Origin of the sequence: Pirellula sp. SH-Sr6A (genome assembly GCF_001610875.1) — a bacterium.
Classification (GTDB): Bacteria; Planctomycetota; Planctomycetia; order Pirellulales; family Pirellulaceae; genus JBKCUI01.
Map to the genome: position 1 here is coordinate 4,151,031 of NZ_CP011272.1, position 24,930 is coordinate 4,175,960.

Consider the following 24,930-nt stretch of genomic DNA (forward strand, 5'->3'; position numbering starts at 1 on the left):
CCATCGTCTAGATGCTGTGGCGAGGAGGTGGTGATCGCATTCCAACTCCATAACCCCGAGCCTTGGCTTGGCTCTCGCGATCGGGGACCGAAGCAATTCGATGGTGAAGTCACGTCGAAATCGCTTCGAGAGATCGAACCAACTGAGGTAGATGTCTCCGAAGGACTCTTCTTCCAAGTCCTCCGGATCCAGCAAACACGTTAGTTCCTTCGGCGACGTCCATTGGATGGCTGTGATGGTTGTGTTTCCGATTCGAGTTTCGAATTGACTTCATCGTCCGAGTTCGAGTCTCCACCGTCTTCGGACGATTCGGTTTCTAGGTCGGACTCGTCGGTCCGTTCCGAGCCAGGTTCTTCAATCGCCACCGTTACTGGCAGTCGAAAGACCGTTTCCAACTGCAATTCAGTCGGTTCGGATTTGAGTAGTCGACGGGCCTGACCCGAGTCAACAAGCCTTTCAGCTTCCTCGTCGGTACATTCCAAAAGTTGGTTGGGGATGATGGTAAAATCGGTCCCACCCAACGATGCGAGCACAATCACATGAGCCATAAAGATTGATCCTAGAAAATGCTCGATCGGGGCGAGTCGATCGAGCACGAAGGGAGACTTGAAACGCAAACGATGATTAAGCTTGGGTGAGCTTCTTCACTGGGCATGGGGCGTCAGCGGTCCAGCGCTGCAATCGTCCATCCATGGCCTGGTACCCCATGAACCCAACTTGCATTGTCTCCGCGAAGCGTTCAATGAGCTTCTTGATAACGATGTTCCCGACTTCTCGAACCTTGTAGTATCGGAAGTCTCCGTAGAGCATCGTTATTTGTGTGGTAGCGATCGTACTAGCCATGTACTGGTTGTAAATGATCGCTTGGCCGTTCAGAGTGTCTGGGACTCCATCCTTCAATCCGGATGCCCAAAGATATCGGCCTTGGGTATCCTTCAGCAGCCGCAAAGCTTGAATCACAATATCGTGGGCCATGTACATGCCATTCCCTCGATACGTTGGATCCACAGCATGCTGCAGTTTGACCGTGTCGTCTGCGCCAATGGCGGCGGCGAGTGCGGCCGTTACTCCAGCTGCAGCCTGTGTCACGACCCCTCCTGGCTGGGTGGTTCCGTTGCCCAACGTTGCGCGACGCAACTTGATGCGTCCTAGTCTCTCTCCAATCATGCTCCCCACAATCAGATCAATTCGGGGCAGGGAATCACGACTGAGTTGTTCGGAAACCTTGATGAAGTTCGAGGTGAAGTCGTAGGCTTTTAGAGAGAGTTGCTGTAGGACGGCATCTGGTTGAGCCAGCGCGTTGATGTCCTGGGCCTCGTTGATCTGAGTCCCTTCGTTCGCTGTGTCATCACCAATCGGCCACTTGATCTCCTCGCCCGTTTCGGTTCGCATCAAATCCACATATGCGAAGAATGGACTCGTTGCCAACATCGCCAATTCAATCGAATTGATGAAGGTGATTGGGACCAATTCAGAACCGGTCCCGACCCCACCCTTGCTCATGCTCCGGTGTTCTTCTTCGAGCCGATCTTCAAGAAGGGCGTGGTTTGTGAGCCTTGCAGCCCGTTGAAGCCGTTTGTGCTTTTCGGTGTCGAGCAATTGGCAACGGATGGATGGACGGCTAGGTTCTACTTCGAGTCGCTGGCACGCCGAACGCATATCGCGATCAATCAGATCGGGATTGATGTGCGAGACGATGAAGGCCCGCATGAACTGCCGCTGGTCCGCTTGACGTTGAGCAAAAGCACGAGCCTCCTCGCGATCCTCGAAATCCTCACCGTAAGCTCGACCGGTGGCCGGGTTGGTGTCATCGAGTCCAGGCTTTTGTTTTCCGTGTTGAGTCGAACGTCCTTCCCACTCGTTGATCTCGGTGATGCGGTTATTGATCGACTCGTCATCCTCGAGCGACTTCAGTTCATTCTTCAAGGAATCGTATTCGGCGTTGACCTTATCCCACGCGGATCGCGTTTCATCAGGCCAGAGACTGACTGCTGGATCTTTCTCGGAAGCCTTTTTTCGCTCGTTATACGCCGAGCCTTGTTTCTTGATCTCTGCCGCAAGCTCAGCAGCCTTCTTACGCTTCTCTGCAATTACACTCATTGTCTTACCTCGGAATGTCGGACCCACTATGAATTGACGGTGCAAGCCTTACCGGCTGCGATTGCTGCCCACCGTCGCGTATGAACGCTGGCAAAAGTGAGATAGTCCAACGTGCCAGCGTCTAGACGTCTGGCCCGTGAGAGTCACTGGGCAAATTCCGGGGACAATATACAGGCACAAAATTTACGGTTGCAAAGTACCTAAACCGGCGCGGTCGCCGCGTAGACAAACTGGATTGTGCCTCGATCCAAATCAAGGTTCGAGCTGTCGCGAATCCTCAGTGCAAAGAAGATCGTTCGTTCCAACTTGGTCAGCGATCGTGGCACCTGAACCGTGTAGCTAGCGCCCGAGATCGTGGGCGGGATCGTTGCGAGGTGCTTCTGGTTCTTGTCGCATAATACGAAGTCGCAAGTTGGTAAGAGAACTGGTTCGTTAGCGGCATCGCGGACTGTTCTGGCTATCGAAAGATCCGCGTCTACGCTCGCCTGGATTGTTGCAACAGAGTAATCCCTGTCGTCCATACCTTGGGTCGGTAGCACCGCAATCGATTGGATACGAAATACCTCAAGCCAATCGTTCCAGGATGAAGGTTGAGTTGATCCACGAAACAACCTCCACACCGTAGCAATGCTGGGATCGACTTCCACGCTGTAATGCCCGCTCTCACCTTCTATCGGATACTCCGCGTTGGTGTCCCACGCGGCAAGCGAGGAGCCTTCAGGGAGAACGTAGAAGTCCAGGACACCAGATTGTGCGGTAAAAGTGAGTGTTTCCATCGCTGCCAACTATTTGTTGTGAAGAGAAGTTTTTTACGCGGCTGCCAACTCTCCGAGCGTTTCGGCCAGTCGCTCTTGCACCATCTGCATGTCGAGGTCGGGCCAATAGACGGCTTTCAATGCACCGAGGATCGCCACCAGCAACGTCGGGAGCGATTGCTGCACGGACGCGTTGGATAGTAGATCGCTCATGAGTCCGTTCTCGACTGCGTCGCGTTGGGCCTTTTCGGCTTGGTATCCAGCGAGCTCCTGTTCCATTTGCGTTCGCGTCTCGCTTGGACCTTCAGGAAGTCCCGCGATCGCGGCCGTCAGCTGCGTGATGCGTTGAACGAGCTGCGCGTTGTAGGCCTCGCGTTGGGCCCGCGTCGCGGCGTCCTCGAAACTGAGCGTGTACAACGCAGGAGCGCCTTCCTCCTGTTCGGTATCGAACAGGCCCACTTTAAGGGTGATCGACTTGGCAGACTCGTAGGGGATGCGAGCGTCCCATTGCATCTCGCGCACGTAGAGTGGGATTCCACCGGCCGCTACTTCGGGTTCGCTCCACTCCGTGAACTCGTCGAGCGCGTCGCTAAACACGTCTTGCCACAATGCGGTGAGCGTTGGGAGGCCTCCGGCGAGCAGAATCGACTCGGCCCAAATCGTCTCCGGATTGGCGATCGTAGCTTGCAAGTTGGCAATCGCAGCGTTGTCCTGGTCGTTCTTCTGCGGCTTGGCTTGCAGCTTGGCCAAGTTCGCCTCGAAGAAGGCCTTCAGGGGGAATCGATACGTTGCGGCTGGCCCCTTCACGCTTCCCATGTAGGGCGTCACTTCGCACTCGATGCCGGGGAGATCGACCCCCTGGCGGTAAAGATCCTCACCGTTTTGAGCGTCGTAGCCGATAGGCTCCCACTTGATCGTGGGGCGCTTGGTCACGCGAAGGTGCGAAATGTAAGGCAATGCGGAACGAACTTCTGACATGGTTTCCTCGGTAGGTATAGCGTTTACTCGTTGGGTTCAGCTTCAGGCTCGGGCTCAGGCTCGGACTCGGGTTCAGGCGGGATCGTCATTCGGAGTGAATAAGTCTCCGGATCAATCGTGTATTCATAAGGAGGCATCCATTCTTCAGGCTCCATCGGTTCGCCCGAAATGGCTTCGATGAGGTCCACTAGTGCCTTCGCACTTGCAAAAAACCGAGCAGATTGACCGGGCGATGCCGCGTCCATTTGAGAGAGAATCTCGTTAACATCCTGTCGCGTCCGAAGCTGTTGGCGCGATTGGTACCAGAACCGTTGGAACTGCTCCCGTCTGAACTTGGCGAGGTTAGCGAGTGTCGAATTGCTGGAATCGAGCAACTCTTTCGCGATCAGCAAAGACTCGGGATTCGTAGGAATCGTCGGTGATGCAAACATTACGCTACCCATGCGGAGTTAGAAGGAAGAATGAAAGAACCGCTGGAGGGCTCGTCGCCTGCACCGATGCCTTTGCCCCAGTACGCGGAGCCTAGCTTGATTCGGTAGTCACCATTGAGAGCATCGACGAACTCATCGGCATCGGTCCCGGCTGCGGTGTAGTTGCTAGTGAATGGGACGTTTAGCAGTGAGTTGTAGTCAGCAGTTCCGTTGTTGCGAAATCGATTATTGAGGAGCCATACTTCGTCGTTGTTGGTTCCTAGCTCAACGCCATAAGTCGCGTTGCCAGTTATCATGTTCCCAGATAAAGTAATTGGAATACTTCCAGCTATACTTGCGTTTGGATCAACGTAATAACCTCTTCCGTTGTTGCTCAAAATGGAATTCGTTAGACCTTCTCCATACCAACTTGGACTGCCTGCGTTTATGTGAATCGCTGTACCCGGATTGTTCACGATAGTTAGGTTTTTATAGTTATTTGCCGGTTGCCATGAATTGGCGGTCAGTCCATGCCTTCCGCCGGATGAAGCAGACGCGTTTCCTTCTAGTCGGCAATTTATAATGTTGGCGTACCCTGAATCCTGAATGTCTATGATTCTGTCGTAGATTGAACCAGAGCATTTAAGTTTGTTATTTACAAAGTGCATACCAAGACGGGTTATGGAGAAGCATCTTGCAGACGCGTGGCTAGCCGTGTTTTCTAAATCACAAAACATAACTACTGGGGCACCGATGATGCTTCCGTTAGACGATACTATTGCTTTGATGAAAGCTACTTCCAGCCAGGTTACCCCGAACAACCCCACTCCGGAGCTAGACGTGAATAACGGGTAGTTAGTTGACGGGTAGATTGGTACTGGCGAAATCCAACCGCTGGGTTGAATCGGCATTCCCCACGAATCTGATCCAATAATGTATATTCGGTTAGATCTTGTAGGGGGGGTTGTAAATGAAGCGTTGGTCAACGTTGCTGTGTACGCATAAGTTCCTGGCCCAATTCTGCACTCAAGCGAATCACCTAAAGAGAAATTAAAGCCGGTGATTACACTCGACCACGTAGCACCACTCACCAATTGAGCACGATCAGCCCACGATGTCCCATCGCCTGCCCCTGCCGATGTCGTTGAAAACCATCGAGTCACCACTGCCATGCTATGTCCTCGTCACCGTGAGAGTGAGTACCGCGACATTTACGGTCGATGCTGATTCGACTTCGAGCTTGATGTAGTCCCCAGCGTTCAATGCGGTGGTCCATCCGGTCAGCGTCGACGATTGAGCCTTGACCTGGGAGGCGAGCGTGGGCTTTGCGGCCGCGACGATCGAATCCCCGTTCGTCGGTGGGAAGTTCGCGTACGAGTCCTTCCAGACGTCTATTACGATCGATCCGGATGCGTTCGCGACGAGCTCCCAGCCGGTGATTGTGCAGTTGTAAGGCACGCGGAAGAGGAGCGACTTTTCACCGACTGCGATCACAGAGCCTCCCCCATCGATCAGGAATGTTATGGCTCCATTGGTGATGCGCGCATCGTTCGAAGCGACAGCATCGGTAATCCCGTATCCCGCGAGCGTTGTTGGTTTGCTGAGGATCGACGACCAGGGCGGGCTCGTGGTGATCCTTCGAATCACGCCAGCATCGTTGATGAACTTGGCGATCTCGTTTGTGAGAGTGTTCTTAACGAGACGCCCTAAGCCAGTAGCAATATCAAGCGTGCTCGGATCGCCCGCAAGGGTTTGGAACGCCGAGGTGATGACGGCCGCTTCGAGATTCGCGAATGCGGAGTCCCCGCTGTTGCGTGCTTGGAGCGAGCCTGCGTTGTTCTTAAGGCGAACATTGGTACCGAGTTGGATTTGCCCGATTGGGAAATCAACTAGGCCTGACTGTCCAAAGATCGTTTGGACGGCAGTTGTCACGCCCGTGATGGTAGGAGTCACCATGAACGAGGTGTTTACTTCGCAAAGCGACGAGCCAATCACGCTTCCGATGGTGCTGCGGATTGCAAAGGACGGCGACCCAGATACCAAACCGTTGGTCCCGCCAGTCTTGAAGCTAAGAATGTTTCGGTAGTGCCCTGATACCGGAGTCGCCGGGGCGGACAGCGTTCCTCCGAGGTACGCGACCTCGAATCCCGTTTGCGAAACCGCACTCGCGAATGCCCCATAGTCATAGACTCGCACGCCGGTTCGATCGCCTGTGTTTACGGGAAGGATCGAGACTGAGCGAGCTGATTGGCCCGCCATTCCAATCCCAAGGAGACCTCGATTGATTTCCACGTTGCCCGTGTTGCCGCGAATCGCGAGGTCATCGGTTAAGCCGGAGTAGTCATTTTGGCCCGTACCGATAGATGGGCTGGCAGATATTACGATGTCACCGTAGATCGCACTGCCAGAGTAAGTACGACCACTGATCGCACCCGCGATGTAGCCACCGACCTGACTTAAGAACCCAAGCCTGGCATTTGATGGCGTACCAAAGTTGCCGCCAGTATCAGAAATGATTTGCAACTCGCCTAACCGCGTCTTGCGGTAGAACGCGTTGGCCGAATCGCGAACCTCCAGCGCGGCAGCACCCACGTTCCAGCGCAGAAGATGCCCGGCCGCTCCACCGATTTGGAGGGTTCCCGTGATAGACCCGTTACCACTAGCGTTGAGGTCCCCAAGCTCCAGGCCTGCGCGGGCTAAGTCGTCGTTGGTGTTGAGGCGAAATACTTGCCCCGTCGATTGGCGAATTCGAGGACCGAGCAATCCGCCGATCACCACGGACGCGTTGAAAACCTGGCTCGCAATGAATGCGTTGACGGTATCTAAGCGAGGGATGTTGGCCGATAGTCTTGCATCGGAGATCGTTCCGCTAAGCTTGCTCGCCGCGATCGCGTTAATCCACGCTGGATCCGAGTAAGAGAAGTCGCTGCGGACAACCTGGGGCGAGAGCCGTGCGTTTGCGAGCGTGCCGGTGATGAGATCGGATGCGGAGCCAGACGTCGCGATGGGTGCGAGGTTTGCTGTTGGAGTGTATGCAGCGAGAGCGGCCGTAATCGCTGACTGTACATCTTCAGTACTGAGTCCACCTTGACGAGGTACGCCTGGGGTTACTCCCATTTCTCAAGCTCCCTTAATCTTACCGACACGTCGTCACGGGATCGCCAGAACTCGTTTCGTTCTCCGAGTAGGGAGGTTCGCTCTTGTGGACAAATCGATCGACTCGACGTCGCAGCGTTGTATGCGGGAAAGGTTACGGGACCAACGTCATAGCAGACTCCAATTTCCTTGATCCATCGAACATCGAAGGTCTTTCCTTCGGCCTTGATCGTTTCCCAGATGGTGGCCGATGGATAGAACGAGAAGCTAGATCCGGTCACATCGCCATGTGTTAGCTTTTCGGCCACGCTTTGCCACTGCGGATCGTTCGTCGATTCGTCGCACTCGTAGTACAGTCCGACCCCGTCGGTGTTGATACGGCACGTGCCCGAAAGCGTTCGGCCTAAGACGTAGTTCATATCGTGATTGAACAAGCACCGCACATCCTGGCCTTCCTTGATGACACGGTCAAAGGCTCCTGGCATGATCCTCTCCACCAAATCATCCCAAAGCCAATACTCAGTTTGAGGATCCGACTCGTTATAAAACACGGCGCCGTAACCCCGAATAACATTCGAGTCACTAGTGGCGTTACGCTTCTGAATCACCAACCGACGTTCGGTTGATTTCATATTTGGCACAGAGAATCGTCTATGGTGCATCATGGCTTTTCACCCTTCAGGAGTTTGTCGATCCATTCTCGGCTGCTCGCCTCGGCGTGGACGCGAAGGCTAGACGCGTCCAGACCGAGAAGCGAGTCAAACCACTCGTTCGCCTCGTTCGCATAGGTCGATCCGACCAGGGCGGAAACGTTTCTCATGACGTTCTCTACGATCGCGACGACGTTCTGTCGATCTTCCTCGAGAGGCTTGTTGCGATCGCTGCGTATGCAGATTCGATTGATCGCTCGACCAAAAGCCTCCTCGAGGAGAGCTCGATATGCGGTACCGTGAGATGAGTGGACGCGAGAAGTGCGTTTGCGGCGTCGAGACCTGAAACCCGTTTCCGCGGAAACGCCCGGTTCGATCGCCTGTAGGTTTAGTGGGATGTACTTGGTGTCGCCACCCTCGTAGCTGTCGTAGTTCTCCCAGCCTCGCGTTTCGTTTGGCGAGAATCGCCCCGACTGAATACCGGTGATGGCGATGGTATTTCGAGTCAGCGCGTCCGCCCACAACAACGCATTGATGTTGTTTTCGATGTACATTCCTGCATCACGTTCCTCTTGAGTTAGAAGTTTGGTGGTGCATTCGGCCGCGTTGCCAACGAGCCAATGGGACAACGCCCCATCGTGGTAGTTTTGTTTATCCGCCTCGAGAGAATTGTGGCTCACCGAGTCCTTCAGGCCCAGCCTCGACGGAGGGAGGTTGTACATTCTCGCAACTTCGCGAACCTGGTCTTCCTTCAGTTGCGGCAGCTGTGCTTTTTGTGGATCGACTTGGGTTGATATCCATTGCATTGCGTCGCGAATGACCAGTGTTTTGAATGCCTTGTCTGACCCCGCGAATTTCTCGTCGATCTCCTTCTGAGTCTTTTTGACTTTGTTGGGATTGGTCCCCTGCTTCACCTGCAGGATACCGCCCGCGCTCATATTGTTTTTAAAGAACCGTGATTCGAATTGTTTAGCTGCCAGAGCAATTGAGAAGTCCTGCCGGAAGCATCGGATCACGTGGGCCCCAGCGATACCGTCGATCGAAAGTCCCTCGAGGTGAAGAATGTCGTCCTTCGAAAAGGTCCGGGTACCGCGTTGGGTTTGGGTTCGGCATACGAGTACTCCGTTCACTCTCTCCAGCCAAGTCCGGTCAGGGAGCAGTTGGTAGAGTCCGACCACATCTCCGCGGTTACTTCGGTCGATCCAAGCGTAGGCGTTACCCCAAAGCAAAGCACACGCGAAATGCCGTCTCCAAAACTTGTAGGAATTGATTTCTTCATTCGCCATCCCATAACGATGGACAACGCGTTGCACTGGATGGTCAGTGGCAACCGTGCGCCCCATGTCAGTCCGACGATAAACATTGAGTGGAAGCTTCGCACAATCCCCTGAGATCATCGAAACAGCTTGGTGGAGTGGCGCATACCCCAGTGCTTTCGATGCGGTGACCGTTGCGCCCGCATCACCAACGAATGATTCACCGCTATCGGCGAGTAATGAATCGACCGTCACAGGTTGACTAGGATCTTCGAGGGAACGCGAAACCCAAGAAGCCGCTCGGCTTAGTGTTCTTGTAATCCAGTTTCCCATAGTTAATCCAAAGTAAAGACGTCGTCTTCGCCGTCGTCATCGACTTCGACTCCGCGACTTGCTACTGTTTGCAACGACATGAGCAGTGCTTGAGGTCCATCCACTTTTTGAATGCCCCCTTTTTTGTTCTTCACCAATCGCTTGAACCCGTTGGTGTTGGTGATCGCAACTGCATTTCCCATCTGCCAAGTCATCACGGCATTTCCGTTGTGGCGTATTCGCTGTGCGATAATGCGACGTTCGCATTCTTGGACGACGGGACCGTAATGAATGATCTGTTGCGAGAACTCGACACGTTCAGCCTCGGTCGCGGCTTCGAGCTCCTGAGTTATGTGCTCCGCTTGATGCGGATCGTAATAGAACTCGTTTACGTGAAACGTTCGAATGATCTCTACGAGATCCGCGGTCAGAATGGGATAGTCGATCGATCTACCGGGAGTGAGCTTAATGAACCCTTGCTCTGACCATCGTAAGTAGTTGATTTGCTTCGCTTGCTTCCTAGCTTCTGCCTCCGGCAGCCAAAACCACATCCTTGTCCAAACGATTCCGTTCTGATCTTCAATGGATAACGCAGCGGAAACCGTATCTCGAATCGACGCTAAGTCGAGTCCCAACGAACTACTGACAGCGTCGATTTTCTTGAGGTAATCATCATCGTAGTTCCTGTAGCAATCGATACGCTTCTTTGCGTTCTTTCGCTCCGTTGGCCCAGCATCCCAATCCTGCAGGCCGCGTGGGAGAGACGAAGCAATCCAACTATTGGAAGAAGTCGCCCAAATACCGAGCCGCAATCGTTTGAAATCCGACCATGTCGATGGATCGTCCTTCGCGGCTAGGTAGTCGGCGCGGAAGGTACTTAGTTTGAGCGGGGAATCTCTGTCGGTACCGAGCGAAGGGTTCGCCTTCCTCCAGTTCTCTTCATCATGTGGGTCATCGTCTTGGCTCAGTCCATAAACAGTACCGAGAAACGTTTCATCGATCACGCGACCACAATTCACGTCGACCGCATGGTCGTGTGTGTATTTGCAAACGTTTTCGCCTTCTTCCCCAGCGGTAGTACAGGCGATGAATGCGCCCTCCGGCTGCGAAGCAAGCATCCACTTCAATGCGTTGTAAAACTCGAATCCTTTCCACCGGTGAAACTCGTCCGCTAGGCAATGGCCGTTCACGCCGTCTGCCGATGCTGGATCCGCAGCTATGACTTCCCACGTAGAGTCTCCATACTCAACGGTGTAAAAGCCCTCAAGCTTCTTGATCTTGCAAGCTTCTTCGAGTGTTGGGCTGTTGCGAATCTGCCGAATGGCATGCATCAAGCACTTCTGTGCCTGCTTTTTCGTTGTCGCTGCAAGGTACAAAGCGATCTGACGCATCACCCCGCCGAATCCGACCGAATCCGCGAACAGCAAATAGTTTCCGAGCAACGAAAGGAATGGAGTCTTGCCGTTCTTCTTCGGAAGTTCGAGGTACCACATTCGATACCGGCGGACCCAGAAGCCCCACTCCTCGCTGTATTTGACCCAGCCGAAGAATTGCGAGGAGCACACGGCTTGCCACGGGGTGAGCTTGAACGGTTGTCCGGCCCAGGCCCCTTCCGTCAATGTGCCATGTTGTTCTGCGAATTCAAGCCAATGATCGGCCCGACGAGGATCGAATACGCAACCTTCGAGCATTGCTCGTTCGTCGGCTTCCTCCCCAGCGCCCTGGCGCAAGTACTTGAGCCATCCTTCTCGCCGTGCTTTATTGCGAAGAGATAGAATGTTTGTGCTGTTCGGCTTTTGGCTTTTAGGACCGATCACCGATCGTACTTTCTATGGGCGAATGCTTGGATGGCGGCGCCCTTGTTAGAAGGAATACCGCCATGCTTTCGCATTTGTGCGAGGCTAAATGGATGAAGACCGAATTTGGGCCAGAGCTTTTGCAGCGTTGCAAGGGCCTTTTCTCTCATTCGAACTTGGGGAGACTCGGACTCGTATCCACTCTCGGATGTGAAGGTCGCCCTCGAAGGATCATCGATGAGCCACTTTGTCAGGGTGCGATACTCTCCGTAGGTCCTGCACAATTCGGCAAACGTTTCGAGATGTAGTTCCGTGAGCAAGTTGATTTCAACGAGTTGTGGGGCGATCCGTTCCCAATAAGCAATACCGATTGGGCATAGATCAAAGCCTGCAGGGCTAGGGACCTGTCTGATTGGCTGGGACTTTTTTGCGACTTTGGAAGGCGTCGACTTCTTGGCGATTTTCTTGGCCATCTATTCACCTCGTGCGGTCTTGCTGTCGTGGCATCGCTTGCAGAGTGCTTGCCAATTCCATCGGGCCCAGAACAGAACTTCGTCGCCACGATGCGGAGTTATGTGGTCGACAACTGTTGAAGCGATGTAGCGATCGTCTTTAGCGCACTCCACACAGATCGGGTTCTCGCGGAGGAAACCGATGCGAGCGTTCCTCCACTGTCGATCGTAACCACGCTTCGCGCTGTTCTTTCGCAATGAAGTACGCTTCTGCAATCGACGGGCGCGATCAGCCAACGCTTTTCGGCGCCTCTATGCTAAGCACCTTGGATGCTGCCGCAGCCGCTTGTGCTTTCAGTTTCGTAACCTTCTCGGGCCCAAAGGCCTTCAAGTACTCCTCTGCCCAAGCGACCGAAGCCCTACCTTTGGTCCAGCAAAGCGTAAATCCACATCGAACAATCGATGATCGCTTGGAGCGTTTTAGCTCTGCCTCAAAATCTAGCTCGAGCTGCTCGCAGCGACTCTGTAGAGACTTCGCTTCACGCGTGTGTTCAAGTCGCTTCGTATTGCAGCGATGCCATTCCTTGAGTTTCTCTTCGAGAGTCATGCTGTCCTATCGTCTTTCACACGTATGAAAGGGCTGAGCAAGTATTCACACCATCGCCAAAACTCAATCGCATCAAGGAATGGATTCAACCAATCCGACATGACACAATATCGGACTTCGAACGGGCTCCGATGATGTTCACCATGATGGCGAGGACTCTGAAGCAAACCGACCTCTTGAAGCATGCGAATGAATGAGCTGCATATTTGGTGAGCCCAAGCATGAATCTCGTTTGCTTGTGAAACGAATACGAACACCCACGAGGGGTAAAGTGCGAATGCGATTGCGGCCGGAAGGATGGTTGTCCAATTCCGTGTCCAATAGCCATTCTGAAGAAATGCAGCTGGTTGTGCGTGATGCAGGGTGTTGGGCTTGGCAATGTACTTGCCAATGATCGGCCACGATTCTTCGAAGTATCGATCCTCGATCCAATGCCAGACACCCGAGAGAAAATCAGCGAGCAACCAAGCTACCAAAAGCTCGGTTACGAAAACCATTTGCTGATTCTCTCCTTGAAGACGAAGCCTAGTATCGCACCGTTGAAGAGTCCGAACCCGAATGCCAGGGCGAATAGAAACATGCTTCCCATCCATTGAACCACAGGGCGATCCGGGTTGCGATTCAGGATTCCAGTGTCCGGTTCGGCAGGAGGATTTTCCTTTGGGGGCTTCCTCCCGAGTTTGCCACCCGTTACGTTCTCGAGGAGATCCTCGTCGCCTGGCTCAATGTCCTGCGTCGGCCAGGCGGTTCGAACGAAACGCGTTTCCGCGGAATCGCTCACCTCTTTCGCATAGGGTGGCAGAGACTCGAGAGCTTTTGGCAATCGACCTTGGAGAGCATTCAAGACGAAAGGCATGGATTGACCTAAGCCTTCCCCGCCACCACCCCACGTGAGGAGACCAACGACCTCCGGGCCATTTGCCGTGTAATCGATCACGCTCGATCCGGATCGGCCGCCAATGGCTTCGGGGTGCCAAGTGAGAATCTGTCCCTCCGATCGATTCAGTCGGAGTACTTGCAGCGATGGCCATTCACACCGCGGGCATCCGTAAGTTGTGATCAGAGTGCTTGTGTCCGGCTGCCGATTCGCCATGGGTACGGGTTTAACGTCACCAGCGAATCCATCGGCCGCTCGGAGTACTGCAAAGTCCAACGACATTCCGCGGCCGTATCCGCTGGCAATGATCGATGCGGTGCTCTTCTCGCTCCTTCCGTTGGTTTCCCAACGTTCAACATTGACAGTCCGTCCCTTCGTGGTGCCAGCAACGTGGGCGTTAGTTAGGATCAAAGCCCGCCCGGACTTGTCCCGTCCCACTACGGTTCCACTCCCGCAAACACCGCTGACTGTCACGCGGACCGTTGCCCTGATCACTTGCTCGAAGGGATCGCCTCCCCCAGCGCTCGCTACCTCGGAGCGAATCTGATTCGAACTGGACAAGTCTTTGGAATCTTCCGTATTGAGCGTGGCGATCGTGACCGCAGCTCCGCTGCTGACGGTGGCGGGCGGAGCCGCAACAAGTGGGCATTTTCCCGTCGGGCAATCCACCACTCGTCGTTGGCCAAAGGCCGTTGATGCCATCAGAACGATTGCACCGATTACTGCAGCGCGCAGCATCTTCTCACCTCTTTCGTTTCGTAAGAACCCTTGAGATTCTCCAGACCGTGGCGCGGTGTATACCGAATTGTCTTGCGATGTCGACCGATCGTCCGCCAGCCCTGTAGGCTGCGACGACTCGAATCCGATCGAGCTGGCTGAGCTGTTTACGTTGTAGCCCAGCCTTGAACCTTTGCCACTGACGAGATCTCACGTTTAAGAATCCGGCGAGGAGTATACAAAGGGCGAGGGGAGTGGTTGCAATGTACCTAAACACCCCCCCCTAAAACACTCTCAAAAATGTGCGCGCCTGCTACGCGGTCAACGCTAATTCGCGGACGCTAAGATTTTGCCCCCCTACCGTCGCCGAGTTCGGCCGTCATCCTCATTCCGCATGTGAGGGCAATCGCAGTAGATTCTTTGTTGGGATTCCTCATGTGAGATTGAACTCACCTTGATGGGTGGACGATACAGCCCCAACGTCAACGCTCTTTGTCTGTCGTTGACGTTCATCATGAGTCTGCATCAAGTTCGATCCAAGCGAGGTTAATCATGGCATCGTCTGCCGCTGCTTTGTTGTCTAAGTCCACCGAGAGTTGGAAGCCTGCCAAGCGTCCTGAACTTCCCATCAAGCCCTATTACTCGTCAGGTGGTATCACGCTCTACCATGCTGATTGTCGTCACGTCCTTCCCTACCTCGACAACTTCGATCTACTCCTCACCGATCCACCCTATGGCATTCGAGCTGACAACTGCGGTGGCAGGAAGCAAGCGAAGAAGGGGAAGGGGACATGGAGAGACTATGGAGACACGGACTGGGACCGCGAACGGCCGCCAGCATCTTGCTTCAATCTCATGATGGAACGGTGCAAGCATCAGATCATTTGGGGAGGCAATTACTTTAGCGACATGCTCACACCTTCAATGCGTTGGTTGGTATGGGACAAAGGTCAGAGGAACTTCTCCCTCGCGGACTGTGAGTTTGCATGGACAAACTTTTGGAAGGCGTCACGGATCTTCACCTACCATCGAGCGAAAGCCAATAGAGATCATCGCGTTCATCCAACTCAGAAACCTTTAGCGTTGATCGAATGGTGTATTGGATTCGCTGATGGTGTTCGAACCGTATTGGACCCATTCGCGGGAGGGGGAACAACACTTGTTGCCTGCAAGAAGTTGGGGATTGCAGCCACCGGTATCGAACTCAATCAAGTCTACTGCGACAGCATTGTCGAGAGGCTTGATGAGACACATCGCGATCCCACTGTCGGGATTAAATGAGGGATAGCAAATTGCGTCTCAAGGCGATCCTGGTTCATAGCATCATACGTGATTGTCCTCTATACTCGTGCGAAGTCCTTGGAATCACTTACTTCCTAACAACATTGGCGTAGACATGGCAGTTCACATCGGGCATTTACTTGCAGAGATCCTGAGACTCCGCAGATGGGCATCAGGCAATCCTCAACTTCTAGCAAGGGCCTTTGCGCTGGAGAGTGGATTCGAGTCGGCATTCTCCTCGGAAGAATACGAGTTTTCTGTTTCGATTGATCAACAGGAGGCTGTCGAAGATTTTCTGGATGCAATCGACAAGGATCCGAACGAGCCAAACTCGATGTATGTGAAGGATGAGCTAAGGCGCCTTGGATTGGATGAGTCGGTAGCCTGGGCGGTACTCGAATTGTGTTTGTTAGAAGGGCGATTTGTAACAGCCATTCGTAAGCTCACGGAACCTGGCATGCCATTCCATGGGCTAAAAGGAGGTATCGAAAATGGTTCAGATTGGCTCGGAGCTCTTCACTACTTAGAGCTATTCGACGGAACTCCAGAAACTCACAAGAAATTACACGCTTGCTTCTCTCCAGCTGTACCTCGTGTTGGCGAAAGAATCGTTCCGCGAAATGGTTCGGCAATGCGTGTCGTTGACGTCGAGTATCAGGTCGTGAAGGAAGGGTCTGGTAACATTAAGGGCATGACAATTCTTATGCCCTGTGTGTATCTTGAGCCGGAGTCAGATGAAAGTTGAAACCGATAGGACTACGACCACATTCCCGAAGCCTCAAGACTCCGATGGCTCAATCGGTACAGCTAGTAAAACTTCCAAAGCGATTCTCCAGCACCATCGAAATTTTTAGACTGAGAAAAACCAAAGCATTGCCAAAACGCGTCGAAGAGAGGCTTTACCGCTGATTCGCAACGATCCGCAATGTCCACTTCAAGCTCTGGAATGAACAAGTGCCTTCTGTCTGTAGTGAAGTTAAGGCCTAAGCTAATGCTACGTGTATCGCCAAGACGATACCCGTCTACATTCAAGATTGATAAAAAGCAGAAGCACCTACCTTCTATGTCAAGAGTCTTAAACATGTTGAAGGAGCTCTTCATCCAAGTTAGTAGATTCTTTTCGATTTCGTTTTCCGGAACAATTCGCTGTGGGATGCTGTCGCTGTCCGCGATTGTAAATGCATCAACGAACTCGACAGCTCCAAAACGAAAGAGCTGTACCTGCCCATAAAGCCTGGAGTCCGTCCCACCGACTTCGTATCGTGCTAAACCGTCGAGATTCATGCGGCAGAAGTGTTGCATTCCCGTAGCGGTCGGCAGAAGTTGTAGATTGGTCGAGAACTTGGTAAAGTCGACCTCCTGCTTCATTCTGAATGAACTAACGGGAACTATGTGAAAGACGACGATTGGTGACTTCTCGCTGATCGGCAGTAATGTTTCTCCGGACAGGACTTTAGATATCCTTTCGTTCCTGAAAGACCGAATACGGTTTGGAAGTTCCTCCGAGCCAATAACTAGGTTTTTTACCTCTTGGAAATCTAGTGGCATCTTGCCGCAACTCGTACGAATGAAGAATCTGCTGCTCGCTTTGTAGGATACATAGTGGGGTTTAAACCAGCTTTCACCTACACGGGCAAGAATGACAGAACTCGTTGAATTTATCGCAACCGCCCGAAAATGCAGATCGGGCAGACGAGGTTCGATCCCGTCTCGCGCGATGCTCTCAAGTTGTTGGATAATGCTATCGGCCTCTGAAACGTTCACGCCAACAGTTTCTTTCGGGAGTCCAGTTGGTTTACCTTCTTTTGATCTTTCTTCTGACACACCGTAAATCAGATATCCCCCGATGGAGTTCGCTAATGAAGACAGGTCTTTTAGAAACTCCAACTTCTCGTCAATTGACTTGAAATTGATGCACTCCTTGTAGTCTAGAATCCGTGACTCTGGAACTCTTTCGTCGACGAGTCGTTGAATATCAGAACCGGTGATTTCATTGAAACTCTTGTCGATCACGATTATTCTCCGGGCAAGGCATGTATCGGGCAATTCAAAACTGAAAACGCATACTTGCGTGTCAGAACCAGAAGCCTCGGATTCTAACAGATTTGCGATTAGTCGGAGATCGATTTGAGCGACGATTAAAGATAGGTCAGCTCCCAAGTCGGATGGTAGCTTCCTGCCCACTTGTCATCATCCAAGAGAATGCGTAGATACCCGTTCCGAGCGGACTTGATGGTCCCATATCTTGGTCCACCAAATCCGCCGGTGTAGAGCACCCTTCCGCCTCTCTTGGCGAGGACTCGATATCGCAATCGAATCTGCTTCAACATGAAATTGCCTTTGGAATCGGTAGAGACTTCTTGGATTGATGCGAGCTCAACACGAATTCCACCAGCTCCGATTTCTTAGACACCGAAGGCTGAAGTTTTAGCTCTTTGCAAAGCTTCAGCAGCTGCTCAGTGGTATGTCGGCCGAGCCATACTCCGAGGAGTCGCTTTTGTGGGCCATCCTCATGCTCAGCGTCTCGCCAGAAGTCCAACATGCCCACCGAGCATCTTTTGGCGAGTGCCTTCACAAGGTGATCCTGAATGTGCGGAAGCTTGTCGAGATCAGGGAGATTCCCTTTCGCTGCCAGTCCCTCATGCGATCGCTCTTTCGAACTCACCGGCCAAAGCATGAGCCTCCACATCGAAACCATGGCTGTCGTGTTGGCGGTAATGGGCATCTTTGTGGGTGGTCCCCAGGGGCCGCTTATGGGCTTTGTTTCAATGTCACATTCGGCAAACGCCCAATCAGCGAGGTGATCGAATCGGTTTGAGTAAAGGTACGCCCGGAGCACGAACGGAAACGTTGTCATCATGTCCGCCCCTAGGGCGCTTTGAGTGAGTTGCAGCCGAAGTGCCATGCACACCCATTTTGCCGAGTAGTCCTTCAGTCGCTTGTTCGCTTCGATCCTCTTCAAGCTCTCTTCTGTAGCCTTGTCCTCCGGTGAAAGGGGCTTCTCTGGTTCGGTCGCGGATGCCTTACGATTGGGGAGTCGGTTTCCCTTCTCGAAGATTTTCTTCACAAAAGGCGTTTGTAGTTTGTCCCAAAGGTCGCAATTGAATGTGACGATCATCTTCTCGCCGTTGTCGCTGAACGTCGCTGGAGCCAGCATCACCATTTGCTCTTCAGTTGGAGTGAAGAGCATCTTGTGACGCCCCCAGTACCCGTGGACGAGATTTCCCGTTGATATCTCGCGTTCATCCATCGGCCGCGTGTGTTGATCGAACAGTCGCGTGAGCCAATAGGGCCAACCATCTTCCGCGATGAGATCAGCCCTTGAATCGTCGTCCCGCAATTCTGATTCAATTTCACGCATGAAGTCGTCATAGTCGACGAATGGAATCAACTTTCGAGCAGCTCGTTCGCTTAGCTTTCCGTTCTTGACCATGTCACGGATCGACTTCGGAAGCCGAAGCATTCGGAGTGCATTCTTGGTTCCACTCTCGCTTTGAAAACCTACGGCTTTGCCTGCGGCGAGTCTATCGAGCCCGGAGCCGCCCTTTTCGATAGGTTGCATGAGCAGGACGATAAGCTCTGCCCTTTCGATTGGATCCAGGTCACGACGGTTGCTGTTTGCGGCTGCCATGCGCACCAAGGCGTCTGGCGTTTCCTCGGAAACGATCGTCGCTCTGATTGATGATTTGCCAAGCTTGCCTAGCGCTCGAAATCGTCGCTCGCCACTCAGCAGTTCGTATGGATACTGCGGATCATTCGTAGCTCGCACTGTCGCTGGTTCCAGCTGTCCGAGTTCGCGTATCGACTCGGCGAGCTCGTCGATCGAGTTATCATTCCACAGCTTGCGGTTGTTCGCATGCGGCCGAATCTTCGACAACGGTATGTCTTGGATTTCATTCGCTTGGGTGAGCTCGTGCAGCTGTTCGGATCCGGAAACTTCCTCCCACCGGGGTTGGATGCTTTTGTTTGTGGTCGGCTTGGTTGTCTTGCGTTTTGCTGTCGTGGATGCCATAGTTCAATTGTCCTTTCGGGGATGCCAGGGGGTCGTGAGGTGAAGTCTCACGGCCCTTTTTTGATGAGACGAAACGTGGAGTTCTTAGCTAGGTAGGCGCGTCGCGGGTTCGCCGGCCAAAGCTCGCGATTAGTTGGCGTTCTTCGTCGCTGAAGCCGGTGGCTCGTTGTGGTGGTTCTACGAAGACTGGACTCGCCGGCGGCTTCGAGAGCGTTCGTCGCTCCAGTGCGGGGCTGGGCGGCCGCTTGGGGCACCTAGACCGTAGGTCGAGGTATCCGAGCCCTACGTCATCGCAGATCCCACGAGCGCTGTTCCGCAGGTAGTTCGCTGGGGAAGTCAGTCGCTCCTTGGAGCGGATCGAATCACGTTGTTCGGCGAGGTGATCGCAACCGGTCAGTTGTTGCGCGACGAGGCAGACGAATGCGAGTTCCCATGCCACGTCGGCAACCAAGGTCTGCTGGTGGCGGGGTACGCATTTCACGATCTGGTGAAATGCTTCCTCGATTTCTTGTCTTCCGATGTTTCGATCAACGGCCGTCGTCGCCGCTTCTTCAAAGCGACTGCGGCAGCGATTAAGCGTATTAGCGTTATATAAAGAGGGATTTTCAAATGTCGCTCCGATGTCGTCGCGATGTCGCTCCGATGTCGCCTCTCGTGTCGCGTCGATGCCGGCTTCGTGTCGCGTCGATGTCGCCCCTGATGTCGCGGTCGATGTCGCGTCAAATGTCGCCCCCACAGCCACCTTTGAAGATTCCTTGGAATGGTTCCGGGCATCCGATGCCCATATGACTTCGGAGGTCTGTTCAGCCATCTCAACGATGTTCGTCCACACCGCTTGAATGGCGACGATGTTTTGATTGCCAGCCACATGGCCAACTCGAACCAACCCGGAGTCTTGGAGGCGTCGCAGGATTCTCTGCAGCGTTCTTTGGCTGCAATCCAGTTCCTTCAGTAGTTGCATCCGAGTCCGAGTGAATGGTCGAAGACCACAAAGCCTCACTACCGTCCTCAGCAGCTTCCCTGCCGCGTCCTCGCGTCCAATGCCTAGGAAGTCCAGTGCGACCTCCGTCGTAGAGATCATGCTGCTTCTCGCGATTTCCTGAACCTCGTTGTCGCGAGCGCATCCATTTGCGTATTCGAAGAGCGGGAGATTCTGCTCTTTCATCGTTTTTGCCTCCGGCATCGTGTCGGAATGGTGTGTTGTAACTCGCGTTGTAAAGTCGCACTTTTTCAACGCTTAATCCGTGGAAACCATAGTCTGAATAGGACTATGGTTTTCAGTACTTTTGAACTAGCATGCTAAGCACATCAAGACGTGCCTTTAGCGGTCTCAAAAAGCAAAGCTTCCTGAGTCAGTGGCACACAACGAACGGTCCAAGCCGAAGCTCAGTTTTTGCGAACACCGTTGTTCACCGAAGTCGAATTGTCCGAACAGTCCGCGATCTCACTCAGGCGTTTTCGAACACGCGAGGAATGCTCATTCGGATTGATCGTCGCGAAACTCGATCGCTAGGGGCTCATGATCACCTCCTTCCTTTCAAGCCATGTCGTGGCTGCGGGTACGTTGACATACATTCGGTTCCAATCTTCACCGAATATCCATCTGCTGAGTGCTTCACATTGGCGGAGCGCCAATCCAAAGCGTTGATCGGGCAATGTGCCCATGCAGTTCCAGTAGTACGACCGATCGAATAACCGGCCTATCGCCACATTGGCAGATTGTGACCAGGAGCAGCTCGCATGCTGGACCTTGCCTCGAATGTTGACATTGCGAGGCTGGGCCTCGATTCTAGAGAGACGCCGTATTGGCTCGTGAAACACATGCTTCCCTAGCTTCCATCGCTTCAGTTCCACGAATAGAGAGCTGTACACTCCTGTGCCGCAGCACTTCCAGCATTCATCGGAAAAGGCAGCGTCAAACGAATGAAATATTCCATCGCCTCCACACGTCCAGCATTCGTGATCGATCCGCTGAACGTCGTACCCATCGTCGGTTCCCAGGCGATGACAGATGGTTGATTTGATGCAGTAGAACTCCATGCGCAATATAGGAGCGGTATTAGCTGCCCAGAGCACGTGAGCAATTCGATTGACTCGTTCATCGATCATTCCGGATGCTTCCTTTCTTGTCCGCGCATGTGAGGTGCTGCTAGAAAATCGCTCCGGGAGGTATTCTCACGTCGATATCAAAACATCCCTCCACCATCGAGTCCACGTCGAAATGGGGAGCAAAGATTGTCTCGCCGCGGTACTTGAAGTCTTCCCTCGCCTCGTGTTCGAGTGCGGTCAGAACCGCCTTGAGCGCTGTTTGTACAATTTCGCTTTTGGTCGCAAACCTCGATATGTACCACTTGCGGCCGCTTTGCTTTGCCGGAACGGAAGTCTTTGAATCGATCGCGGTGAAACAAACCTGCATGAGATATGACTCTCCGCTCGGTCCAACGCTGAACTCCCAGTCGCGAAACTGGATCTTCGATAGAATCAATGCGATGGAATCTATAGTCTGAGTTCTACCCATGTTCAGTAGCCTTTCCTTTGCATAGCGCGAGCACTGCCGATTGAATCGATTCAGCCAGCTTGATTGGGTTGTCGCCACGGTAGATCATCACATCGACGAGCTTCGATAGCTTTGTAGGAACCTTGATTCCTTGATCGACGATTGCGACGATCGGTTTGTCGTATGCGACGGCAACGCCCAATTGCATGGCAGTCGCGGGACTGACGTCATCACCGCTTCCAATCGTTAACACGACGACGGACGCCGATTTCAACAGTGCGAATAGCTCGCGTTGCGGGTCGTCCTTAGGAATGTCCATTGCTACCACGGTGAGGATTCCTTTTTGCGCTTTAGGTCTCGTTCTACTTGTCGATCGAGTCGCCTGCACTGATCCGGATGCTGCGATCGCATTCGTGCGATGAATCGCGACTCCTCTGGGGACAGAGCTCGCTTGCTCAGCTCCGAGTGCGTTAACGCAGATAGATAGATTTCGACACGATGTGGATCCATCCGTTCGGAAGTGAATTCGCACATGTTATTCGTTACCTCCAGAAATCTTTCCTCCCGGACTCATCGCCGGTCGTAGATCATCAACACACCAGATTTCAGTCCGAACCCTCGTTCCGGACTTGATAGTTACCTCAACACAGTCGCCTATCAGCAAACTTTGGTTTGTTACCGTTCCTCTTCCACACACTCGCGAAAGATGACGTTGCCTCGATCGCACGAACACAACCGTTCCTAGCTCCGGCTGCCATTCGGAATCGTCTCGCTCGAAAGCTCTCTGTCGCGGGGTCTTGCTCATGACGCTAACCTCTCGAGAAGCGAATCGTCGATCGATAGGTAGTTGCGTCTAGCGACGGCCGGAGAATGCCCCAGGAGCAATCCAGCTTGATGCTCGGTGATGGTAGGATCTGCAGCGAGTTGATTCGCACGAGTCGCGCGAAACGCGTTGTAAGGAGGCTTCCACCTTGGCACACCCACGCGATCCTGTAATTCGTAGAGCCATTCGTAGCAGTTGTTCTCGGTGATCCTCGAGAGCACCCGATCGCCTGGGCCCAGCCCTCTGAGCAGATCGGGCAGATATTCGCGAATTGCAGGGTAGATCGGGTTGATGCGAATTCGGTTGTTCTTGCTCTCCTGCAAGAGGATTCGGTTGCGATTCAACTCAACATCGCAAGCACGCAGCGTGAGCCCCTCGCGCAGCCGGCAGCCTGTCCACTGTACGAACCGCAGCCAGTACCGTTCCTCCACCGTGCGGCAGGACGCGACCAGTTGGTCAATCCATTCCCACTGCACTGTATCTTTCTCGCGAGGTGCAATCGATCGATTGAGAGCTTCGCAAGGATTGGAGTCGATTGCGTCCGGGTTGTTAGTACGGAGCCATTCGAAAAATAGATTCCAATGCTTCGCGTGCCGAGCTAGAGTGTTCTCGACATAATGGTTCTCTTCACCGAGGTCGACCATGAGATCAGAGAGACACCCTTCATCGATGTGACTTACGTCGTTGCCGCAGCGAAGCAGCTTGCGAACATCGCGAAGCACTGCCTCGTCCGTTGCAACGCTCGTGTTCATCTCCTGCCGAGCTGCTTCGTATTCGTCGATCCATTCCGCTAGCGCAAGCCGAGCCGGTTCGCACCCATTCGATTGCTTCTCGAGAAGGCGCGATTGCAAATACTCGAACTGTTTCCGCGGAATCGATTTGAGCCAGTCCGCGGTGGATCGAGGTACCGGAGCCTCCGATCGCTGCGCCTCGAGTATCCGCTCCACATGTCGCTTCATGCCCGACCATTCGCGATCGCTGAGACGGAATCGACCCAAGCTCAACGTGTCTTGTCTACCCTCGCGAGGACCGCAGTAGTGGCGAAAGATGATTTGATGTCGTTGGTCACGGCAAAACATCGATTACCTCCGGTGCCGGCAGCCGAGCTAGATTGCGACGATCGACGAGCTTGGCCTGCTGCGTCTCGAGAAGGGCGCCCACGCCGTTAGAGAGCGTTTCCCAGGCGGCACGATTGAAATTGGATTTGCTCCAGGCGCACGTCGCCCAAAGGAACCCTTTGGACTCGAAATTCGCGTAGACGAAATCGTTCTCATGCTCCACGTGAACCTTTCGCACATCAACCGCCAGCGTCTTCAGCAATCTCAAGAACGCGTCGGGATCAACGTTTACTCTTGTGAGCGACTTCGAGCAGCCAGAGACCGATATTGAAACGAGATCTCCCCGCTTGAGTCTTGCCACCAAGAGGACATCGCTCGCCGCGATCAATTGTTTTTGAACGTCTGCGATACGCTTCATGGCTTCACCTTCGCACCGAGGGCTTTCAAGAGCTCGATGACGTCGCGACGTGTTCGATACTTTCGTCCGCCGAGCGCTAGACCGCTGGGCATCGGGAAAATCTTACGACTTGTAAGAACATGAAACTCCAGGGGATGACTAAGAACGCAACGGAGCCACAAAAACGCTTCATCCGTCTCCTTGATCCCAAAATCGATGTATTGAAAACCGTTCCATCGGTCGGAGCCCAACGAACCACCGATTTCCATGAGCCATGACTTGGACACTCGTTCGACAGCGAAAGCCATCGGAATCGGCGGTTCGACCGCAACCTTAATACGCGTTCTTGATGATTGCATGAAATGCCTCCGTTTCCATGCGAGAGGGTGGGTACAGCCAGATGAATTCAATAAGGTCACTTTCTCTTGGACGCAACGCGTTGAAGCCCATTGAGCGGAAGAACAACTGCACCACGAGTAGATCGGCAGGCACAACGGTCAGCACATCGTGGCGTCCGGATCCCTTTACTGATGCTTTGATGAGTTGGACAAGCAGATCTCCAACACCAGTCCTTTGATGGTCGGGGTCGACTGCGATTCGGTAAATAAAAGTATCTTCTTGGCTGAACTTGCAAATCGAATAAGCCAGAACGCACTCACCCAGATAAAGCACGAAGCCAAAGACAAATCTCTCTCGCAGTAATTTCTCGAACTGTTGTCGCGAATATGGTTGGAAATACGGATGCGTTGGAGAGAGAAAAGCCCTATGCTCAATTCGGGAAACTAGCTCAAAATCGGAGAGAAGCATCCGTCTCCACCTGACTTCGTGCTGCGGGATGTCCATTTGATCTTCCACA

The 24,930-nt window shown here is 53.3% G+C and carries 30 protein-coding genes; 3 read left to right on the forward strand and 27 right to left on the reverse strand.

The window, feature by feature from the left end; all coding sequences use genetic code 11:
• The first annotated feature begins 30 nt into the window (after positions 1-30).
• The gene (locus VN12_RS25890) at positions 31-204 is read left to right on the forward strand and encodes a hypothetical protein (RefSeq protein ID WP_168164451.1); all 174 of its coding nucleotides are present in this window, start codon (positions 31-33) and stop codon (positions 202-204) included.
• Here VN12_RS25890 and VN12_RS15785 read toward each other — a convergent pair.
• The 16 genes from VN12_RS15785 to VN12_RS26835 form a co-directional block, all read right to left on the reverse strand.
• Positions 201-548: a hypothetical protein gene (locus VN12_RS15785; RefSeq protein WP_146677740.1), complete on the reverse strand. Its 348-nt coding sequence runs from the start codon at positions 546-548 to the stop codon at positions 201-203. The two genes, VN12_RS25890 and VN12_RS15785, sit on opposite strands and share 4 nt — an antisense overlap.
• 76 nt (positions 549-624) lie before the next feature.
• Positions 625-2,100: a phage major capsid protein gene (locus tag VN12_RS15790; protein ID WP_146677741.1), complete on the reverse strand. Its 1,476-nt coding sequence runs from the start codon at positions 2,098-2,100 to the stop codon at positions 625-627.
• 200 nt (positions 2,101-2,300) lie between these two features.
• Positions 2,301-2,876 carry a hypothetical protein gene (locus VN12_RS15795; RefSeq protein WP_146677742.1) on the reverse strand — a complete coding sequence of 192 codons (576 nt, stop codon included), beginning with the start codon at positions 2,874-2,876 and terminating at the stop codon, positions 2,301-2,303.
• A gap of 33 nt (positions 2,877-2,909) precedes the next feature.
• Positions 2,910-3,833: a hypothetical protein gene (locus VN12_RS15800; RefSeq protein ID WP_146677743.1), complete on the reverse strand. Its 924-nt coding sequence runs from the start codon at positions 3,831-3,833 to the stop codon at positions 2,910-2,912.
• A gap of 23 nt (positions 3,834-3,856) precedes the next feature.
• Positions 3,857-4,264 carry a hypothetical protein gene (locus VN12_RS15805; RefSeq protein WP_146675973.1) on the reverse strand — a complete coding sequence of 136 codons (408 nt, stop codon included), beginning with the start codon at positions 4,262-4,264 and terminating at the stop codon, positions 3,857-3,859.
• Positions 4,264-4,560, reverse strand: coding sequence for a hypothetical protein (locus tag VN12_RS15810; RefSeq protein WP_146675972.1), 297 nt, complete (start codon positions 4,558-4,560; stop codon positions 4,264-4,266). Before VN12_RS15810 ends, VN12_RS15805 begins: the two co-directional genes overlap by 1 nt.
• A gap of 856 nt (positions 4,561-5,416) precedes the next feature.
• A complete protein-coding gene (locus tag VN12_RS15815; protein WP_146677744.1) occupies positions 5,417-7,360 on the reverse strand; it encodes a hypothetical protein in 1,944 nt (647 codons plus the stop codon).
• Positions 7,351-8,004 (reverse strand): HK97 family phage prohead protease, encoded by a 654-nt coding sequence (locus VN12_RS15820; RefSeq protein WP_146677745.1) that lies wholly within the window; start codon positions 8,002-8,004, stop codon positions 7,351-7,353. Before VN12_RS15820 ends, VN12_RS15815 begins: the two co-directional genes overlap by 10 nt.
• Entirely contained in the window at positions 8,001-9,578 is a 1,578-nt protein-coding gene (locus VN12_RS15825; protein ID WP_146677746.1) for a phage portal protein, read from the reverse strand. The genes VN12_RS15820 and VN12_RS15825 overlap by 4 nt, the downstream gene beginning before the upstream one ends.
• A 2-nt stretch (positions 9,579-9,580) precedes the next feature.
• The gene (locus VN12_RS15830) at positions 9,581-11,374 is read right to left on the reverse strand and encodes a terminase large subunit (RefSeq protein ID WP_146677747.1); all 1,794 of its coding nucleotides are present in this window, start codon (positions 11,372-11,374) and stop codon (positions 9,581-9,583) included.
• The gene (locus tag VN12_RS15835; RefSeq protein WP_146677748.1) at positions 11,371-11,826 is read right to left on the reverse strand and encodes a P27 family phage terminase small subunit; all 456 of its coding nucleotides are present in this window, start codon (positions 11,824-11,826) and stop codon (positions 11,371-11,373) included. The genes VN12_RS15830 and VN12_RS15835 overlap by 4 nt, the downstream gene beginning before the upstream one ends.
• A complete protein-coding gene (locus tag VN12_RS26830; RefSeq protein WP_409994283.1) occupies positions 11,827-11,979 on the reverse strand; it encodes an HNH endonuclease signature motif containing protein in 153 nt (50 codons plus the stop codon). It lies immediately after the preceding gene.
• A gap of 115 nt (positions 11,980-12,094) precedes the next feature.
• Entirely contained in the window at positions 12,095-12,412 is a 318-nt protein-coding gene (locus VN12_RS15845) for a hypothetical protein (protein WP_146677750.1), read from the reverse strand.
• Positions 12,409-12,909, reverse strand: a complete 501-nt coding sequence (locus VN12_RS15850) for a fatty acid desaturase CarF family protein (RefSeq protein WP_168164452.1) — start codon at positions 12,907-12,909, stop codon at positions 12,409-12,411. Before VN12_RS15850 ends, VN12_RS15845 begins: the two co-directional genes overlap by 4 nt.
• Complete coding sequence (locus VN12_RS15855) at positions 12,897-14,027, reverse strand: trypsin-like peptidase domain-containing protein (protein WP_146677752.1); 1,131 nt, start codon at positions 14,025-14,027, stop codon at positions 12,897-12,899. The genes VN12_RS15850 and VN12_RS15855 overlap by 13 nt, the downstream gene beginning before the upstream one ends.
• 4 nt (positions 14,028-14,031) lie before the next feature.
• Positions 14,032-14,283: a helix-turn-helix domain-containing protein gene (locus VN12_RS26835; RefSeq protein WP_146677753.1), complete on the reverse strand. Its 252-nt coding sequence runs from the start codon at positions 14,281-14,283 to the stop codon at positions 14,032-14,034.
• Positions 14,284-14,558: 275 nt separating this feature from the next.
• Between VN12_RS26835 and VN12_RS15865 the strand changes: the two genes are divergently transcribed.
• Both VN12_RS15865 and VN12_RS15870 read left to right on the forward strand, forming a co-directional pair.
• On the forward strand, positions 14,559-15,287 hold the full coding sequence (locus VN12_RS15865) for a DNA-methyltransferase (RefSeq protein WP_146677754.1): 729 nt from the start codon (positions 14,559-14,561) through the stop codon (positions 15,285-15,287).
• Between the two features lie 115 nt (positions 15,288-15,402).
• Positions 15,403-16,032, forward strand: a complete 630-nt coding sequence (locus tag VN12_RS15870) for a hypothetical protein (protein ID WP_146677755.1) — start codon at positions 15,403-15,405, stop codon at positions 16,030-16,032.
• Between the two features lie 62 nt (positions 16,033-16,094).
• On the opposite strand, the gene VN12_RS15875 is transcribed toward VN12_RS15870, so the two are convergent.
• The 11 genes from VN12_RS15875 to VN12_RS15925 form a co-directional block, all read right to left on the reverse strand.
• Positions 16,095-17,300, reverse strand: a complete 1,206-nt coding sequence (locus VN12_RS15875) for a helix-turn-helix domain-containing protein (protein ID WP_168164454.1) — start codon at positions 17,298-17,300, stop codon at positions 16,095-16,097.
• 125 nt (positions 17,301-17,425) lie between these two features.
• Positions 17,426-17,617, reverse strand: a complete 192-nt coding sequence (locus VN12_RS15880; RefSeq protein WP_146677757.1) for a hypothetical protein — start codon at positions 17,615-17,617, stop codon at positions 17,426-17,428.
• On the reverse strand, positions 17,611-19,299 hold the full coding sequence (locus VN12_RS15885; RefSeq protein ID WP_146677758.1) for a ParB/RepB/Spo0J family partition protein: 1,689 nt from the start codon (positions 19,297-19,299) through the stop codon (positions 17,611-17,613). The genes VN12_RS15880 and VN12_RS15885 overlap by 7 nt, the downstream gene beginning before the upstream one ends.
• Before the next feature lie 88 nt (positions 19,300-19,387).
• Entirely contained in the window at positions 19,388-20,464 is a 1,077-nt protein-coding gene (locus VN12_RS15890; protein ID WP_146677759.1) for a hypothetical protein, read from the reverse strand.
• Positions 20,465-20,808: 344 nt separating this feature from the next.
• On the reverse strand, positions 20,809-21,408 hold the full coding sequence (locus VN12_RS15895) for a hypothetical protein (RefSeq protein ID WP_146677760.1): 600 nt from the start codon (positions 21,406-21,408) through the stop codon (positions 20,809-20,811).
• Positions 21,409-21,448: 40 nt separating this feature from the next.
• Entirely contained in the window at positions 21,449-21,817 is a 369-nt protein-coding gene (locus VN12_RS15900) for a hypothetical protein (protein ID WP_146677761.1), read from the reverse strand.
• Entirely contained in the window at positions 21,810-22,124 is a 315-nt protein-coding gene (locus VN12_RS15905) for a hypothetical protein (protein ID WP_146677762.1), read from the reverse strand. Before VN12_RS15905 ends, VN12_RS15900 begins: the two co-directional genes overlap by 8 nt.
• Positions 22,125-22,597: 473 nt before the next feature.
• Positions 22,598-23,698, reverse strand: coding sequence for a tyrosine-type recombinase/integrase (locus VN12_RS15910; RefSeq protein WP_146677763.1), 1,101 nt, complete (start codon positions 23,696-23,698; stop codon positions 22,598-22,600).
• Entirely contained in the window at positions 23,685-24,095 is a 411-nt protein-coding gene (locus tag VN12_RS15915) for a hypothetical protein (protein ID WP_146677764.1), read from the reverse strand. The genes VN12_RS15910 and VN12_RS15915 overlap by 14 nt, the downstream gene beginning before the upstream one ends.
• The gene (locus VN12_RS15920; protein ID WP_146677765.1) at positions 24,092-24,433 is read right to left on the reverse strand and encodes a hypothetical protein; all 342 of its coding nucleotides are present in this window, start codon (positions 24,431-24,433) and stop codon (positions 24,092-24,094) included. The genes VN12_RS15915 and VN12_RS15920 overlap by 4 nt, the downstream gene beginning before the upstream one ends.
• Positions 24,408-24,929 carry a GNAT family N-acetyltransferase gene (locus VN12_RS15925; RefSeq protein WP_146677766.1) on the reverse strand — a complete coding sequence of 174 codons (522 nt, stop codon included), beginning with the start codon at positions 24,927-24,929 and terminating at the stop codon, positions 24,408-24,410. Before VN12_RS15925 ends, VN12_RS15920 begins: the two co-directional genes overlap by 26 nt.
• Position 24,930 lies beyond the last annotated feature (1 nt).

Bases quoted from the DNA above. Each gene is read 5' to 3' on its own strand.
- VN12_RS15785 (WP_146677740.1), bottom strand. From the start codon at position 548: ATGGCTCATGTGATTGTGCTCGCATCGTTGGGTGGGACCGATTTTACC.
- VN12_RS15790 (WP_146677741.1), bottom strand. From the start codon at position 2,100: ATGAGTGTAATTGCAGAGAAGCGTAAGAAGGCTGCTGAGCTTGCGGCA.
- VN12_RS15795 (WP_146677742.1), bottom strand. From the start codon at position 2,876: ATGGAAACACTCACTTTTACCGCACAATCTGGTGTCCTGGACTTCTAC.
- VN12_RS15800 (WP_146677743.1), bottom strand. From the start codon at position 3,833: ATGTCAGAAGTTCGTTCCGCATTGCCTTACATTTCGCACCTTCGCGTG.
- VN12_RS15805 (WP_146675973.1), bottom strand. From the start codon at position 4,264: ATGTTTGCATCACCGACGATTCCTACGAATCCCGAGTCTTTGCTGATC.
- VN12_RS15810 (WP_146675972.1), bottom strand. From the start codon at position 4,560: ATGATAACTGGCAACGCGACTTATGGCGTTGAGCTAGGAACCAACAAC.
- VN12_RS15815 (WP_146677744.1), bottom strand. From the start codon at position 7,360: ATGGGAGTAACCCCAGGCGTACCTCGTCAAGGTGGACTCAGTACTGAA.
- VN12_RS15820 (WP_146677745.1), bottom strand. From the start codon at position 8,004: ATGATGCACCATAGACGATTCTCTGTGCCAAATATGAAATCAACCGAA.
- VN12_RS15825 (WP_146677746.1), bottom strand. From the start codon at position 9,578: ATGGGAAACTGGATTACAAGAACACTAAGCCGAGCGGCTTCTTGGGTT.
- VN12_RS15835 (WP_146677748.1), bottom strand. From the start codon at position 11,826: ATGGCCAAGAAAATCGCCAAGAAGTCGACGCCTTCCAAAGTCGCAAAA.
- VN12_RS15845 (WP_146677750.1), bottom strand. From the start codon at position 12,412: ATGACTCTCGAAGAGAAACTCAAGGAATGGCATCGCTGCAATACGAAG.
- VN12_RS15850 (WP_168164452.1), bottom strand. From the start codon at position 12,909: ATGGTTTTCGTAACCGAGCTTTTGGTAGCTTGGTTGCTCGCTGATTTT.
- VN12_RS15855 (WP_146677752.1), bottom strand. From the start codon at position 14,027: ATGCTGCGCGCTGCAGTAATCGGTGCAATCGTTCTGATGGCATCAACG.
- VN12_RS15865 (WP_146677754.1), top strand. From the start codon at position 14,559: ATGGCATCGTCTGCCGCTGCTTTGTTGTCTAAGTCCACCGAGAGTTGG.
- VN12_RS15870 (WP_146677755.1), top strand. From the start codon at position 15,403: ATGGCAGTTCACATCGGGCATTTACTTGCAGAGATCCTGAGACTCCGC.
- VN12_RS15880 (WP_146677757.1), bottom strand. From the start codon at position 17,617: ATGTTGAAGCAGATTCGATTGCGATATCGAGTCCTCGCCAAGAGAGGC.
- VN12_RS15885 (WP_146677758.1), bottom strand. From the start codon at position 19,299: ATGGCATCCACGACAGCAAAACGCAAGACAACCAAGCCGACCACAAAC.
- VN12_RS15890 (WP_146677759.1), bottom strand. From the start codon at position 20,464: ATGAAAGAGCAGAATCTCCCGCTCTTCGAATACGCAAATGGATGCGCT.
- VN12_RS15895 (WP_146677760.1), bottom strand. From the start codon at position 21,408: ATGATCGATGAACGAGTCAATCGAATTGCTCACGTGCTCTGGGCAGCT.
- VN12_RS15900 (WP_146677761.1), bottom strand. From the start codon at position 21,817: ATGGGTAGAACTCAGACTATAGATTCCATCGCATTGATTCTATCGAAG.
- VN12_RS15910 (WP_146677763.1), bottom strand. From the start codon at position 23,698: ATGTTTTGCCGTGACCAACGACATCAAATCATCTTTCGCCACTACTGC.
- VN12_RS15915 (WP_146677764.1), bottom strand. From the start codon at position 24,095: ATGAAGCGTATCGCAGACGTTCAAAAACAATTGATCGCGGCGAGCGAT.
- VN12_RS15920 (WP_146677765.1), bottom strand. From the start codon at position 24,433: ATGCAATCATCAAGAACGCGTATTAAGGTTGCGGTCGAACCGCCGATT.